Source organism: Blautia sp. TM10-2 (genome assembly GCF_003480845.1).
GTDB lineage: Bacteria > Bacillota > Clostridia > Lachnospirales > Lachnospiraceae > Fusicatenibacter > Fusicatenibacter saccharivorans.
On the sequence record NZ_QUJZ01000010.1, the window covers coordinates 23022 to 34790 of the forward strand.

23 protein-coding genes are annotated in these 11769 nt (G+C 44.7%); all 23 read right to left on the reverse strand.

What is annotated here, in order from left to right; translation table 11 throughout:
• The 23 genes from DXD92_RS11215 to rpsJ all read right to left on the reverse strand — a co-directional run bounded on the left by DXD92_RS11215 (position 1) and on the right by rpsJ (position 11553).
• Positions 1 to 645 (reverse strand): adenylate kinase, encoded by a 645-nt coding sequence (locus DXD92_RS11215; RefSeq protein WP_118640544.1) that lies wholly within the window; start codon positions 643 to 645, stop codon positions 1 to 3.
• Positions 646 to 812: 167 nt separating this feature from the next.
• Positions 813 to 2129 carry a preprotein translocase subunit SecY gene (gene secY / locus DXD92_RS11220; RefSeq protein WP_022461646.1) on the reverse strand — a complete coding sequence of 439 codons (1317 nt, stop codon included), beginning with the start codon at positions 2127 to 2129 and terminating at the stop codon, positions 813 to 815.
• The gene (gene rplO, locus DXD92_RS11225; RefSeq protein WP_022461647.1) at positions 2129 to 2569 is read right to left on the reverse strand and encodes a 50S ribosomal protein L15; all 441 of its coding nucleotides are present in this window, start codon (positions 2567 to 2569) and stop codon (positions 2129 to 2131) included. The genes secY and rplO overlap by 1 nt, the downstream gene beginning before the upstream one ends.
• Positions 2570 to 2581: 12 nt before the next feature.
• Entirely contained in the window at positions 2582 to 2764 is a 183-nt protein-coding gene (rpmD, locus tag DXD92_RS11230; protein WP_022461648.1) for a 50S ribosomal protein L30, read from the reverse strand.
• A 14-nt stretch (positions 2765 to 2778) separates the two neighbouring features.
• Positions 2779 to 3288, reverse strand: a complete 510-nt coding sequence (rpsE, locus tag DXD92_RS11235; RefSeq protein ID WP_022461649.1) for a 30S ribosomal protein S5 — start codon at positions 3286 to 3288, stop codon at positions 2779 to 2781.
• Positions 3289 to 3308: 20 nt separating this feature from the next.
• Complete coding sequence (rplR, locus tag DXD92_RS11240) at positions 3309 to 3677, reverse strand: 50S ribosomal protein L18 (protein ID WP_022461650.1); 369 nt, start codon at positions 3675 to 3677, stop codon at positions 3309 to 3311.
• 17 nt (positions 3678 to 3694) lie between these two features.
• Complete coding sequence (gene rplF / locus DXD92_RS11245) at positions 3695 to 4234, reverse strand: 50S ribosomal protein L6 (protein WP_022461651.1); 540 nt, start codon at positions 4232 to 4234, stop codon at positions 3695 to 3697.
• Between the two features lie 80 nt (positions 4235 to 4314).
• Entirely contained in the window at positions 4315 to 4716 is a 402-nt protein-coding gene (gene rpsH, locus DXD92_RS11250) for a 30S ribosomal protein S8 (protein WP_022461652.1), read from the reverse strand.
• A gap of 24 nt (positions 4717 to 4740) precedes the next feature.
• Positions 4741 to 4926 (reverse strand): type Z 30S ribosomal protein S14, encoded by a 186-nt coding sequence (locus DXD92_RS11255; RefSeq protein WP_022461653.1) that lies wholly within the window; start codon positions 4924 to 4926, stop codon positions 4741 to 4743.
• A gap of 16 nt (positions 4927 to 4942) precedes the next feature.
• Positions 4943 to 5482: a 50S ribosomal protein L5 gene (rplE, locus tag DXD92_RS11260; RefSeq protein WP_022461654.1), complete on the reverse strand. Its 540-nt coding sequence runs from the start codon at positions 5480 to 5482 to the stop codon at positions 4943 to 4945.
• Positions 5483 to 5502: 20 nt separating this feature from the next.
• The gene (rplX, locus tag DXD92_RS11265) at positions 5503 to 5844 is read right to left on the reverse strand and encodes a 50S ribosomal protein L24 (RefSeq protein WP_022461655.1); all 342 of its coding nucleotides are present in this window, start codon (positions 5842 to 5844) and stop codon (positions 5503 to 5505) included.
• A gap of 10 nt (positions 5845 to 5854) precedes the next feature.
• Complete coding sequence (gene rplN / locus DXD92_RS11270; RefSeq protein WP_022461656.1) at positions 5855 to 6223, reverse strand: 50S ribosomal protein L14; 369 nt, start codon at positions 6221 to 6223, stop codon at positions 5855 to 5857.
• Between the two features lie 35 nt (positions 6224 to 6258).
• On the reverse strand, positions 6259 to 6516 hold the full coding sequence (rpsQ, locus tag DXD92_RS11275) for a 30S ribosomal protein S17 (RefSeq protein WP_022461657.1): 258 nt from the start codon (positions 6514 to 6516) through the stop codon (positions 6259 to 6261).
• 16 nt (positions 6517 to 6532) lie between these two features.
• Positions 6533 to 6742 (reverse strand): 50S ribosomal protein L29, encoded by a 210-nt coding sequence (gene rpmC / locus DXD92_RS11280; RefSeq protein WP_022461658.1) that lies wholly within the window; start codon positions 6740 to 6742, stop codon positions 6533 to 6535.
• Complete coding sequence (gene rplP / locus DXD92_RS11285; RefSeq protein ID WP_022461659.1) at positions 6732 to 7169, reverse strand: 50S ribosomal protein L16; 438 nt, start codon at positions 7167 to 7169, stop codon at positions 6732 to 6734. Before rplP ends, rpmC begins: the two co-directional genes overlap by 11 nt.
• A 2-nt stretch (positions 7170 to 7171) precedes the next feature.
• Positions 7172 to 7828, reverse strand: coding sequence for a 30S ribosomal protein S3 (gene rpsC, locus DXD92_RS11290; RefSeq protein ID WP_022461660.1), 657 nt, complete (start codon positions 7826 to 7828; stop codon positions 7172 to 7174).
• Positions 7829 to 7840: 12 nt separating this feature from the next.
• Positions 7841 to 8227: a 50S ribosomal protein L22 gene (gene rplV / locus DXD92_RS11295; protein WP_022461661.1), complete on the reverse strand. Its 387-nt coding sequence runs from the start codon at positions 8225 to 8227 to the stop codon at positions 7841 to 7843.
• Between the two features lie 33 nt (positions 8228 to 8260).
• Complete coding sequence (gene rpsS, locus DXD92_RS11300) at positions 8261 to 8542, reverse strand: 30S ribosomal protein S19 (protein WP_022461662.1); 282 nt, start codon at positions 8540 to 8542, stop codon at positions 8261 to 8263.
• Between the two features lie 11 nt (positions 8543 to 8553).
• A complete protein-coding gene (gene rplB, locus DXD92_RS11305; protein WP_055266980.1) occupies positions 8554 to 9399 on the reverse strand; it encodes a 50S ribosomal protein L2 in 846 nt (281 codons plus the stop codon).
• A gap of 61 nt (positions 9400 to 9460) precedes the next feature.
• A complete protein-coding gene (gene rplW / locus DXD92_RS11310; RefSeq protein WP_022461664.1) occupies positions 9461 to 9760 on the reverse strand; it encodes a 50S ribosomal protein L23 in 300 nt (99 codons plus the stop codon).
• Entirely contained in the window at positions 9760 to 10380 is a 621-nt protein-coding gene (gene rplD, locus DXD92_RS11315; RefSeq protein ID WP_022461665.1) for a 50S ribosomal protein L4, read from the reverse strand. The genes rplW and rplD overlap by 1 nt, the downstream gene beginning before the upstream one ends.
• Positions 10381 to 10406: 26 nt before the next feature.
• Positions 10407 to 11042: a 50S ribosomal protein L3 gene (rplC, locus tag DXD92_RS11320; protein ID WP_022461666.1), complete on the reverse strand. Its 636-nt coding sequence runs from the start codon at positions 11040 to 11042 to the stop codon at positions 10407 to 10409.
• 193 nt (positions 11043 to 11235) lie between these two features.
• Positions 11236 to 11553: a 30S ribosomal protein S10 gene (gene rpsJ, locus DXD92_RS11325; RefSeq protein WP_118640545.1), complete on the reverse strand. Its 318-nt coding sequence runs from the start codon at positions 11551 to 11553 to the stop codon at positions 11236 to 11238.
• Positions 11554 to 11769: the final 216 nt, after the last annotated feature.

Genomic DNA, 11769 nt, shown 5'->3' on the forward strand with positions numbered 1-11769 from the left:
TTACGCTCCTAAAATCTTTACTATATCCTGAAATACCACATTGATATCCTGGGTTCCGTCAACTTCCACCAGAACGTCGGCTTTCTTATAGTAGTCAATCAGAGGCTGTGTCTGAGCATGATATACAGACAGTCTCTTCTGTACAGTCTCAGGTTTGTCGTCGTCACGGAGAACCAGCTCGCCGCCGCAGGTATCGCATACGTCTTCTACCTTCGGCGCGTTGAATTCTACATGATACGTTGCTCCGCATCCGATGCAGGCACGGCGTCCGCCCATGCGGTGAACGATGTTTTCATCCGGCACTTCCACATTGATTGCGTAGTCAATTTTCTCTCCGCGTGCTTCCAGGGCTTTGGTCAGAGCCTCTGCCTGCGGAATCGTTCTTGGGAAGCCATCCAGCACGTAGCCCTTTGCTGCGTCCGGTTTGGAAATACGGTCTACAACAAGATCGCAGGTCAGCTCGTCCGGAACGAGTTCTCCCTTGTCCATGAATGCTTTCGCTTTCTTTCCAAGCTCGGTTCCCTCTTTGATATTTGCGCGGAAGATATCGCCGGTTGAAATATGAGGAATCTCATATTTTGCAGCGATCTGTTTTGCCTGTGTACCTTTTCCGGCACCAGGTGCCCCCAACATAATAATTTTCATGCGCTTTTCCTCCCATGTTTGAATTTGCAGCAATCCGCTGCGTGTAATTTACCCTATTATACCATAAAGTAAACCACAATAGCAAAAATTTTCTCTGTTAAAGCCTCTTTAAAAGCGCTTTAAACAAAAGAAAGGGCCTGTCTTATCCAGACAGTCCCTCTTATGCCTTAATCGTTTAAGAATCCTTTGTAATTGCGTACCAGCATCATGGATTCAATCTGTTTTAAGGTTTCCAGAATTACGCTGGCAATAATGATCAGAGAAGTACCTCCAAAGGATACATTCGCTTTGAAAAATCCATTAAAGAAAAATGGAATCACTGCAACAATGGTAAGACCTGCTGCACCGATAAAAATAATATAGCTGAGCAGATTGTTCAGATAATCTACCGTGGATTTACCCGGGCGGATGCCTGGGATAAAGCCGCCCTGTTTTTTCATGTTATCTGCAACTTCCATCGGGTTGAAGGTGATGGAGGTATAGAAATAAGCGAAGAAAATAACAAGGACAATGTAGAGAATCAGGCCCAGCGAAGCAACTGGATTGGTTTTGTCAAACCAGTTGTTGGAATTCAGCATCTTGATCAGCGTTCCGCCGATACCTTTGATATCCGACTTTCCGACAAACGACAGGATAATCGATGGGAAAGACATGATGGATGATGCAAAGATGATCGGGATAACGCCCGCTGTATTTACCTTCAGCGGAATATTGGATGACTGTCCGCCAACCATTTTTCTTCCGGCCATTTTCTTGGAATACTGTACCGGAATTCTTCTCTCAGCGCCATTCAGGATCAGTACCAGCACAACAACAGCGATGATCACAACAGCGATGATAATCCACATCAGCAGACCACGCGCGATGGTTTTGCCTTTTACGAAAGTTTCGTAAAGGGTTACCATATCCTGCGGGATTCTGGAAAGGATGTTGATTAACAGGACCATAGAAATACCATTTCCAACGCCCTTGTCGTTGATCTGTTCTCCCACCCACATAAGGAAGGCAGAACCGGCTGTCAGAGCTGCCACTACAACAATCACATTAACTGCGTTAAAAGTGGTGAGGAGTCCCTGGCGTCCAAAGCCTACTGCCATAGCAACAGACTCAAACAATGCAAGACCTACTGTCACATAACGAGTAATCGCAGTCATTTTCTTTCTTCCCTCTTCGCCGTCACGCTGCATTTCCTCAAGTCGTGGAATTGCAATGGTGAGCAGCTGAATAATGATGGAAGAAGTAATGTACGGTGTAATACTCAGAGCAAAGATGGAGAAACGGTCGAAACCGCCGCCCGTGAATGCATTCAGGAAGCTGAATGCCTCATTCGTATTATTTGCAAAATAATTCGCAAAAAAGCTTGTATTGACACCCGGTACAGGCATCTGAGAGCCTAACCGGATGACAACAAGCATCATAAGCACATAAAATATTTTGCGACGAACATCTTTGACCTTAAATGCATTGATAAAGGTCTTAAACATTAGATCACCTCGACTGTTCCACCTGCCGCTTCAATTTTTGCCTTTGCGCTCTCGCTGAAAGCATTTGCTTTTACAGTGAGTTTTTTGGTGACTTCACCGTTTCCAAGGATTTTTACGCCATCTCTCGGATTGGAAACAAGACCAGTCTCAATCATAGTTTCTACGGTTACAACAGCTCCGTCCTCATAACGATTCAGAGCATCTACATTGATTCCAACGATTTCCTTGGAGTTTCTGTTTTTGAAACCTCTCTTCGGAAGACGTCTGTATAAAGGCATCTGACCACCTTCAAATCCCGGTCTCGGTGCTCCGGAACGTGCTTTCTGTCCTTTGTGGCCTTTACCTGCTGTTTTACCATTTCCTGAACCATGTCCACGGCCTCTGCGGAAGTTATCGTTCTGTCTGGAACCTTCAGCCGGCTGTAAATTAGATAAGTCCATTACGGTACCTCCTTATGCTTCTTCTACTTTAACCAGGTAAGAAACCTGATTAACCATGCCGCGAACTGCTGCGTTATCCGGCAGTTCTACCGTCTTGTTAACTTTTTTCAGACCCAGTGCTTCCACGGTTCTTCTGTGTTTCGGAACACATCCGATCGGGGATTTCACCAGTGTTACTTTTAATTTATCTGCCATTTTTCACATCCTCCTTAAGCAAAGATCTCGTTTGTAGATTTGCCGCGAAGTCTTGCTACTTCTTCTGGAGTCTTCAGCTCAGACAGACCAGCGATGGTAGCCAGAACTACGTTCTGCTTATTTCTGGATCCAAGGGATTTTGTACGGATGTTCTTAATACCAGCTAACTCGATTACGGCACGGGCTGGGCCACCAGCGATGACACCAGTACCTTCAGGAGCTTTCTTCAACAGAACCTCTGCGCTTCCGAATTTACCTACGTAGTCATGAGTGATACTTCCGTTCTCATTGATTGCTACGCTTACCAGTTTCTTCATAGCGTCTTCTTTACCTTTGCGGATAGCTTCCGGAATCTCGGCTGCTTTTCCAAGGCCTGCGCCTACGTGTCCATTGCCGTCGCCGACAACTACTAAAGCTGTGAAACGGAAGTTACGACCACCTTTAACAACTTTTGTAACACGCTTAATTGATACGACTTTTTCTTCCAGTTCGAACTGGCTTGCATCAATAATTGTATGCTTCATGTGTTCTTTTCCTTCCTTTCTTAGAATACCAGCCCAGCTTCTCTAGCTGCGTCTGCGAATGCCTGGATTTTTCCCTGGTAGATGAATCCGCCACGGTCAAATACAACTTCAGTAATACCTGCTTCTACAGCTTTCTTTCCAAGAACGGTTCCAAGATATGCTGCTGCATCTACATTGTTGGTTTTCTCAAGCTCTGCTTTAACATCTTTCTGAAGAGTAGAAGCAGAAACTAAAGTATTTCCAATCGTATCGTCGATAATCTGAGCATACATATGGTTATTGCTGCGGAATACACACAGACGCGGACGCTGTGCAGTACCTACGATATGATTACGTAATCTTCTATGCTTTTTCTGGCGCATCTGCGCTCTTGATACTTTACTAATCATGTTCACACTCTCCTTAATTATTTCTTACCAGTCTTACCAACTTTACGTCTGATCACTTCATCAGCATACTTGATTCCCTTGCCCTTGTATGGCTCAGGTCTTCTCTTGTCTCTGATTTCAGCGGCATACTGGCCAACTTTCTCTTTGCTGATACCGGAAACAATGATCTTGTTGCCGTCTACAGCGGAGGAGAGTCCTTCCGGATCGATCATCTCTACCGGATGAGAATATCCAAGAGACAGAACTAATTTGTTGCCCTGTTTTGCAGCTCTGTAACCTACACCGTTTACTTCCAGTGTTTTGGTATAGCCTTCGCTAACACCAATTACCATGTTGTGGATCAGAGTTCTGGTCAGACCATGAAGAGCTTTCATTTTCTTCAGATCGTTCGGTCTTGTAACTACTACGTGTCCGTCTTCCAGTTTGATGGTCATTTCAGACGGGAGAGTTCTCTCTAATGTTCCTTTTGGTCCTTTTACTACAACGTGGTTGTTTTCCTGGATGTCTACTGTTACACCTGCAGGAATTGCCACTGGCAGTCTTCCAATACGTGACATACCAATTTCCTCCTATTAACTTAGATTTTCGGAGAGAGCCTTACGCTCTCTCTGTTTTCAGTTGCTTTGTTTCGTTTCTATTACCAAACGAATGCCAGAACCTCGCCGCCGACCTGCAGCTTACGAGCTTCTTTATCGGTGATAACACCCTGGTTTGTGGAAAGAATAGCGATTCCAAGTCCGCCAAGTACTCTCGGCAGCTCATCTTTGCCAACATAGATTCTCAGACCCGGTTTGGAGATTCTCTTCAGACCGGTGATGATCTTCTCGTTTTTGTCAGCGCCGTATTTCAGGGTGATGTGCATATTCTGGAATGCACCCTCATCGCTGAGTTCATATTTTGCAATGTATCCCTCGTTTACCAGGATATCAGCGATTGCGATTTTCATTTTGGATGCCGGAACATCTACTGTATCATGTTTTGCAGTGTTAGCGTTACGGATTCTTGTAAGCATATCTGCAATCGGATCACTCATACTCATTTGAATTTGCCTCCTTCTAAAATTTTACCAACTAGCTTTCTTAACGCCAGGAATCTGGCCTTTGTATGCTAATTCACGGAAGCAGATTCTGCAGATTCCGTATTTTCTTAAATATGCGTGTGGACGGCCACAAATTCTGCAACGATTGTATTCTCTTGTAGAGAATTTAGCTTTGCGCTGCTGTTTGATTTTCATTGCTGTTTTAGCCATGAATCAATTCCTCCTATTACTTTGCGAATGGCATGTTGAATAATGTCAGTAATTCACGAGCTTCTTCATCTGTGTTAGCAGTGGTAACGAAGATAATGTCCATACCTCTGACTTTATCAACTTTATCATACTCGATCTCTGGGAAAATCAGCTGCTCTTTGATACCAAGAGCATAGTTTCCTCTGCCATCGAAAGCGTTCGGATTTACGCCGCGGAAGTCACGTACACGAGGCAGTGCCAGGTTGATCAGGCGGTCTGCGAACTCGTACATTTTCTCGCCACGAAGGGTAACTTTGCATCCGATCGGCATACCCTCACGGATTTTAAAGTTTGCTACGGAATTTTTCGCTTTGGTGGTAACTGCTTTCTGTCCGGTGATAGCTTCCATATCACTGATTGCAGCGTCCAGAAGTTTAGCGTTCTCCTTAGCTTCACCAACACCCATGTTGATTACGATTTTGGAGAGCTTCGGCACTTCCATCACGTTTTTGTATCCAAATTTTTTGGTCATTGCATCAACGATCTGCTCGTTGTAAAGATCTTTCAGTCTACTCACGGTTTTGCCTCCTCTCTTCCTTAATCAATTACTGCGCCGTTCAGCTCTTTTGCTTTTGCAACGCGGGTTCTAACAGCTTTTGTTTTGCCGTTTTTCTCAACCATCTCAACTTTGATTCCAACGCGGGTCGGAACTCCTTTTACAACCAGCATTACGTTGGATGCATCGATAGGAGCTTCTTTGTTAACGATTCCGCCCTGCTGATTGCTCATAGACGGTTTCTCATGCTTTGTAATCATGTTTACGCCTTCAACAACAACACGGTTGTTCTTTACGTCAACGCTGACTACTTTGCCGGTTTTGTCTTTATCTTTGCCGGCGATTACCTTTACGGTATCGCCTTTTTTAATCTTCATTGACATAGCTGTCCTCCTATAATACTTCCGGAGCTAAGGAAACAATCTTCATGAACTGTTTCTCACGAAGCTCTCTGGCTACTGGTCCAAAAATACGGGTTCCTTTTGGAGTTTTGTCATCTTTGATAATAACTGCTGCGTTCTCATCAAATTTGATGTAAGAACCGTCTTTACGACGAGCGCCTTTTACGCTTCTTACAACAACAGCTTTTACTACGTCACCTTTTTTAACAACGCCGCCTGGTGTTGCATCTTTGACCGAAGCAACGATTACATCACCAATGTTGGCATATCTTCTTGTAGAACCGCCCATAACACGAATGCATAAGATTTCTTTTGCACCGGTGTTGTCAGCGACTTTCAGTCTAGTTTCCTGCTGAATCATGCTGGTATTCCTCCTTTAGCATTCTGATCTCTTATTTATTTCGCTTTCTCAACGATCTCCACAAGTCTCCATCTCTTATCTTTGGATAAAGGTCTTGTTTCCATAACTCGTACGGTATCACCTACATGGCACTCGTTGTTTGCATCGTGTGCTTTCAGCTTATATGTGCTTTTTACAATTTTCTTGTACAGAGGATGTTTTACATGGTCTTCGATGGCAACCACGATAGTCTTATCCATCTTATCGCTGACAACTTTGCCCACGCGAGTTTTTCTAAGATTTCTTTCTTCCACGATATTTTCCTCCTAATTACTCAGCTGCGTTTGCCTTCTGGGCAATAACAGTCTGGATTCTTGCAATATTTTTGCGAACCTCTTTGATTCGGCTGGTATTGTCAAGCTGGTTGGTTGCGTTCTGGAATCTTAAATTGAAGAGTTCCTTTTTAGCAGCTACTAATTCGTCATTCAGCTCAGCTGCGCTCTTTGTATTTAAATCTTTTACAAATTCGTTAGTTTTCACTGTTATCACCGCCTTCTAAGTCTGCACGAGAAACTACTTTGCATTTACATGGTAACTTATGCATGGCAAGACGTAATGCCTCGCGGGCTGTTTCTTCCGGAACACCTGCGATTTCGAACATTACACGGCCTGGTTTTACTACTGCTACCCAGTACTCCAGAGAACCTTTTCCGGAACCCATTCGGGTCTCAGCCGGCTGTGCGGTTACTGGTTTGTCCGGGAAAATTTTGATCCAAACTTTACCACCACGTTTGATGTAACGTGTCATGGCGATACGGGCTGCCTCGATCTGATTGGATTTGATCCAGCATGGCTCAAGGGCTACGAGACCAAATTCACCGTAGTTAATTTTGTTTCCTCTGAGGGCTTTACCCTTCATGGAACCACGGAACTGTTTACGACGTTTAACTCTCTTCGGCATTAACATAATTAATTCTCGCTCCCTTCCTTTTTAGTTCTGGTTGGAAGTACTTCGCCATTGTAGATCCATGCTTTTACGCCAACTTTACCGTAAGTGGTATCTGCTTCAGCGAATCCATAATCGATATCGGCACGCAGGGTCTGCAGCGGAATAGTTCCCTCGCTGTAGAACTCGGTACGAGCCATATCAGCTCCACCAAGACGTCCGGATACAGATGTTTTGATTCCCTTAGCGCCAGCTCTCATCGTACGCTGCATGGTAGATTTCATAGCACGACGGAAGGAAATACGGTTCTCCAGCTGTAATGCAATGTTCTCAGCAACAAGCTGTGCATCGCGGTCCGGTCTTTTTACTTCTTTGATATCTACGATAAGCTTTTTGTCAGTCAGTTTCTGAACTTCAGCTTTTACTTTCTCGATCTCTGCTCCGCCTTTACCGATAACAACGCCCGGTTTTGCGGTGTAGATGATAACTTTTACTCTGTCAGATGCTCTTTCGATTTCGATCTTGGAAACACCTGCGCTGTACAGTTTCTTCTTCAGGTATGTGCGGATGTTGTAGTCCTCAACGAGGTTATCTGCGAAATCACCCTCGGCATACCATTTGGAATCCCAGTCTTTAATAACACCGACTCTCAGGCCGTGTGGATTAACTTTCTGTCCCATGACATGTCCTCCTTATTTCTCGTCTAACACAATCGTGATGTGGCTGTTTCTCTTCAGGATTCTGTAAGCTCTGCCCTGTGCTCTCGGATGAATTCTCTTCATGGTCGGAGCCTTGTTAGCGAAGCACTCAGCTACATACAGGTTTTCTCTGGAAAGACCGTTGTTGTTCTCAGCGTTTGCGATTGCGGACTCCAGCAGTTTTTTCACTACGCTGGAGGCATATCTCGGGTTATAAGTTACAATACCAAGTGCGGTTGTTACGTCTTTACCGCGGATTGCATCTAAAACAAATCCAGCTTTCTGCGCAGACATTCTAGCGTAGGATAACTTTGCAGACGGTCTGGTATCTTTGTTAGCATTTCTTGCTCTTTTAATCTGACTTCTATGTCCTTTAGCCATTGCTAAAAAACCTCCTCTCTCAAATCATTCTACTTAGCGGACGCCGGATTTCTTCTCGTCCTTGCCGTGACCTCTGTAGGTTCTGGTTGCTACGAACTCACCGAGTTTGTGTCCAACCATATCCTCTGTAACGTATACCGGCACATGTTTTCTTCCGTCATGAACAGCGATTGTGTGTCCAACGAATGACGGGAAGATTGTAGAACGACGTGACCAGGTTTTAATGACTGTTTTATCTCCTGAAGCGTTTGCAGCGTCAACTTTCTTTAACAGGCTTTCATCTGCAAATGGTCCTTTTTTTAATGAACGAGACATCGTTTACCTCCTTATTTCGATAAAGCTTTTCCATCGCGTCTTCTTACGATGTACTTGTTAGACTGCTTGTTCTTTGCTCTGGTCTTCAGGCCAAGAGCCGGTTTTCCCCAAGGAGTAGACGGGCCCGGACGTCCGATACCGGTCTTTCCTTCTCCACCACCATGTGGATGGTCATTCGGGTTCATGACAGAACCACGTACAGTCGGGCGGATACCCATGTTACGTTTCCGTCCTGCTTTACCAATGTTGATCAGGCTGTGCTCGCCATTTCCAACAACACCGATGGATGCACGGCAGTTGATCGGAACCATTCTCATCTCTCCAGACGGAAGACGAAGGGTTGCGTATTTACCTTCTTTAGCCATCAGCTGAGCGCCATTACCAGCTGCACGAACAAGCTGTCCGCCTTTGCCTGCATGAAGCTCTACGTTGTGAACCATGGTACCAACCGGAATCTCGGACAGCGGCAGGCAGTTTCCAGGTCTTACCTCGGCAGCAGCGCCGCTCATAACCTTCATGCCAACTTTCAGTCCTTCCGGAGCCAGGATGTATGCTTTCTCGCCGTCTGCATAGCAGATCAGAGCGATGTTTGCTGTTCTGTTCGGATCGTACTCGATCGATTTAACGATTGCCGGAACATCATCTTTTCTTCTCTTGAAGTCGATGATTCTGTATTTTCTTCTGCTTCCGCCTCCGCGGTGTCTTACAGTGATTTTACCCTGGTTGTTACGACCAGCGTTTTTCTTCAGGGACACTACCAGAGATTTCTCCGGTGTGCTCTTCGTGATTTCGTTGAAATCAGAGGAGGTCATGTGTCTTCTGGAAGGTGTATATGGGTTAAAGCTTTTGATTCCCATTACTTTGTTCTCCTTTCATTTCGTATCGCACTTATGTGTGCATATTTCGAACAGCTGCTAATTAAAGTCCTTCGAAGATTTCGATGTCTTTGCTGTCCTCGGTCAGAGCAACGATTGCTTTCTTGCTCTTTGCAGTTTTTCCAACTACCATTCCACGACGTTTGTTCTTTCCGTCCATGTTCATGGTGTTTACGCTTTTTACTTTTGTTCCTTCGAACATTTTCTCAACTGCTTCTTTAATCTGAGATTTGTTTGCTTCCGGGTGAACCATAAATGTGTATTTCTTCTCGCCCATAGCGTTCATGCTCTTCTCAGTTACGATTGGTTTCAGGATTACGTCGTAATATCTGATATCTGCCATTATGCGTACACCTCCTCGATAGATGCAACACTGCTCTTGGTTGCGATGATGGTGTTGTATTTCAGCATGTCGAATACATTGATGGTATTAACAGATGCAGTCTGAACGCCAGCAATGTTTCTTGCGGAAAGTGCTACGTTTTCGCTGTCATCTCCGATGATTACCAGTGCGTTGTTTACTTTGAGGTTATCAAGCACTTTCTTCATCTCTTTTGTTTTAACCTCTGCAAGTTTCAGCTCATCAAGAACGATGAATTTGTTCTCCTGAACTTTGCTTGTCAGAACGGATTTTAATGCAGCTCTTTTCTCTTTCTTGTTCATTTTGAAAGAGTAATCTCTTGGTACTGGAGCGAATACAACTCCGCCGCCTGTCCACTGAGGAGCTCTTGTTGAACCCTGTCTTGCGTGACCTGTTCCTTTCTGTCTCCACGGTTTTCTTCCGCCACCGCTTACTTCGGAACGGGTTTTAGCTTTCTGAGTTCCCTGACGATTATTTGCAAGCTGAAGCACTACAGCCTGATGTACCAGATGCTCGTTGATTTCTACACCGAACACTGCATCATTAAGCTCCATGCTGCCAACTTCTTTGCCTTCCATATTTAATACAGATACGTTAGCCATTACGTGTGTTCCTCCTTTCAACGAACTTATTTACCGCATTTTACTGTCTCTTTGATGGTAACCATGGATTTCTTCGGTCCTGGTACAGCACCTTTGACTAACAGTAAATTGTTCTCTACGTCAACTTTTACGATTTCCAGGTTCTGTACGGTGATTTTCTTTCCACCCATCTGTCCTGGCATTCTTTTTCCTTTGAATACCTTACTCGGATCGGAGCAAGCACCATTGGAACCTGCGTGACGATGATATTTGGAACCATGAGCCATAGGTCCTCTGGACTGACCATGTCTCTTGATGGCACCCTGGAATCCTTTACCTTTGCTTGTTGCAGTAGCGTCGATTTTGTCGCCTGCGCCAAAGATATCGGCCTTGATTTCCTGTCCTAATGTATAGGTTTCGGCATCTTCAAATCTGAACTCTTTCAGATATCTCTTGCAGGAAACACCTGCTTTTGCGAACTGGCCTTTCATTGGTTTGTTCACACGGTTTTCTTTCTTCTCGCCGAAGCCTACCTGAATTGCACTGTACCCGTCGTTGTCTGCGGTTTTCACCTGTGTTACAACACACGGACCTGCCTGCAATACAGTTACCGGTACTAAAACACCGTTTTCGTCGAAGATCTGAGTCATTCCGACTTTTGTAGCTAAAATTGCTTTCTTCATTCCTTTTACCTCCTGTTTTATCTACAGCGGAACTTCCTATTATAAAGAAGTTCATTCTAGCGAACAGTTGATATAAGTGGAACACTATGACCCTTAGGGATGTTGATTCCTTCGAATGAGTGTTGCTTCTATATCATCTATTGCTTACTTAATTGATGGCCGGGGGCTGATCCCGGACTTTTTACAGCTGATCTTATTTGCTTTTCATCTTGATGTCGATGTAAACGCCAGCCGGCATTTCCAGTCTTGATAATGCATCCACTGTTTTCTGGGTAGGTGCGATGATATCAATCAGTCTCTTGTGGGTTCTCTGCTCGAACTGCTCACGGGAATCTTTGTACTTATGAACGGCACGAAGGATAGTTACTACCTCTTTCTTCGTTGGAAGCGGTACTGGTCCGCTCACCGTTGCTCCGTTCTTCTTTACAGTTTCGATAATTTTCTGTGCAGATGCATCTACTAACTGATGATCATACGCTTTCAGTGTAATTCTCATTACTTGACTTGCCATAAAAAAAGTCGCCTCCTTTTCGCACTTTTACGAGTACGACAAGCGGTGACTGTACACTTACCCGTGTGTGTCCTGATGTTTGCACACGGTCGTTTCCACTCTTACAGGTGGACTTAATTGTGGGTACAGTGACTTGTCGCCAGTTTCTTTAACTTGACATTCGCTCCACGGAAAACCCGCTGTTTCTCAGCGGCAACCTCGCGCTTCAACGCTATC

What these genes read in the sequence shown, in the direction of transcription:
- DXD92_RS11215 (WP_118640544.1), bottom strand. Translation starts at nt 645, where the DNA reads ATGAAAATTATTATGTTGGGGGCACCTGGTGCCGGAAAAGGTACACAG.
- secY (WP_022461646.1), bottom strand. Translation starts at nt 2,129, where the DNA reads ATGTTTAAGACCTTTATCAATGCATTTAAGGTCAAAGATGTTCGTCGC.
- rplO (WP_022461647.1), bottom strand. Translation starts at nt 2,569, where the DNA reads ATGGACTTATCTAATTTACAGCCGGCTGAAGGTTCCAGACAGAACGAT.
- rpmD (WP_022461648.1), bottom strand. Translation starts at nt 2,764, where the DNA reads ATGGCAGATAAATTAAAAGTAACACTGGTGAAATCCCCGATCGGATGT.
- rpsE (WP_022461649.1), bottom strand. Translation starts at nt 3,288, where the DNA reads ATGAAGCATACAATTATTGATGCAAGCCAGTTCGAACTGGAAGAAAAA.
- rplR (WP_022461650.1), bottom strand. Translation starts at nt 3,677, where the DNA reads ATGATTAGTAAAGTATCAAGAGCGCAGATGCGCCAGAAAAAGCATAGA.
- rplF (WP_022461651.1), bottom strand. Translation starts at nt 4,234, where the DNA reads ATGTCACGTATTGGAAGACTGCCAGTGGCAATTCCTGCAGGTGTAACA.
- rpsH (WP_022461652.1), bottom strand. Translation starts at nt 4,716, where the DNA reads ATGAGTATGAGTGATCCGATTGCAGATATGCTTACAAGAATCCGTAAC.
- DXD92_RS11255 (WP_022461653.1), bottom strand. Translation starts at nt 4,926, where the DNA reads ATGGCTAAAACAGCAATGAAAATCAAACAGCAGCGCAAAGCTAAATTC.
- rplX (WP_022461655.1), bottom strand. Translation starts at nt 5,844, where the DNA reads ATGTCAATGAAGATTAAAAAAGGCGATACCGTAAAGGTAATCGCCGGC.
- rplN (WP_022461656.1), bottom strand. Translation starts at nt 6,223, where the DNA reads ATGATTCAGCAGGAAACTAGACTGAAAGTCGCTGACAACACCGGTGCA.
- rplP (WP_022461659.1), bottom strand. Translation starts at nt 7,169, where the DNA reads ATGTTAATGCCGAAGAGAGTTAAACGTCGTAAACAGTTCCGTGGTTCC.
- rpsC (WP_022461660.1), bottom strand. Translation starts at nt 7,828, where the DNA reads ATGGGACAGAAAGTTAATCCACACGGCCTGAGAGTCGGTGTTATTAAA.
- rplV (WP_022461661.1), bottom strand. Translation starts at nt 8,227, where the DNA reads ATGGCTAAAGGACATAGAAGTCAGATTAAAAGAGCAAGAAATGCTAAC.
- rpsS (WP_022461662.1), bottom strand. Translation starts at nt 8,542, where the DNA reads ATGTCTCGTTCATTAAAAAAAGGACCATTTGCAGATGAAAGCCTGTTA.
- rplB (WP_055266980.1), bottom strand. Translation starts at nt 9,399, where the DNA reads ATGGGAATCAAAAGCTTTAACCCATATACACCTTCCAGAAGACACATG.
- rplW (WP_022461664.1), bottom strand. Translation starts at nt 9,760, where the DNA reads ATGGCAGATATCAGATATTACGACGTAATCCTGAAACCAATCGTAACT.
- rplD (WP_022461665.1), bottom strand. Translation starts at nt 10,380, where the DNA reads ATGGCTAACGTATCTGTATTAAATATGGAAGGCAAAGAAGTTGGCAGC.
- rplC (WP_022461666.1), bottom strand. Translation starts at nt 11,042, where the DNA reads ATGAAGAAAGCAATTTTAGCTACAAAAGTCGGAATGACTCAGATCTTC.
- rpsJ (WP_118640545.1), bottom strand. Translation starts at nt 11,553, where the DNA reads ATGGCAAGTCAAGTAATGAGAATTACACTGAAAGCGTATGATCATCAG.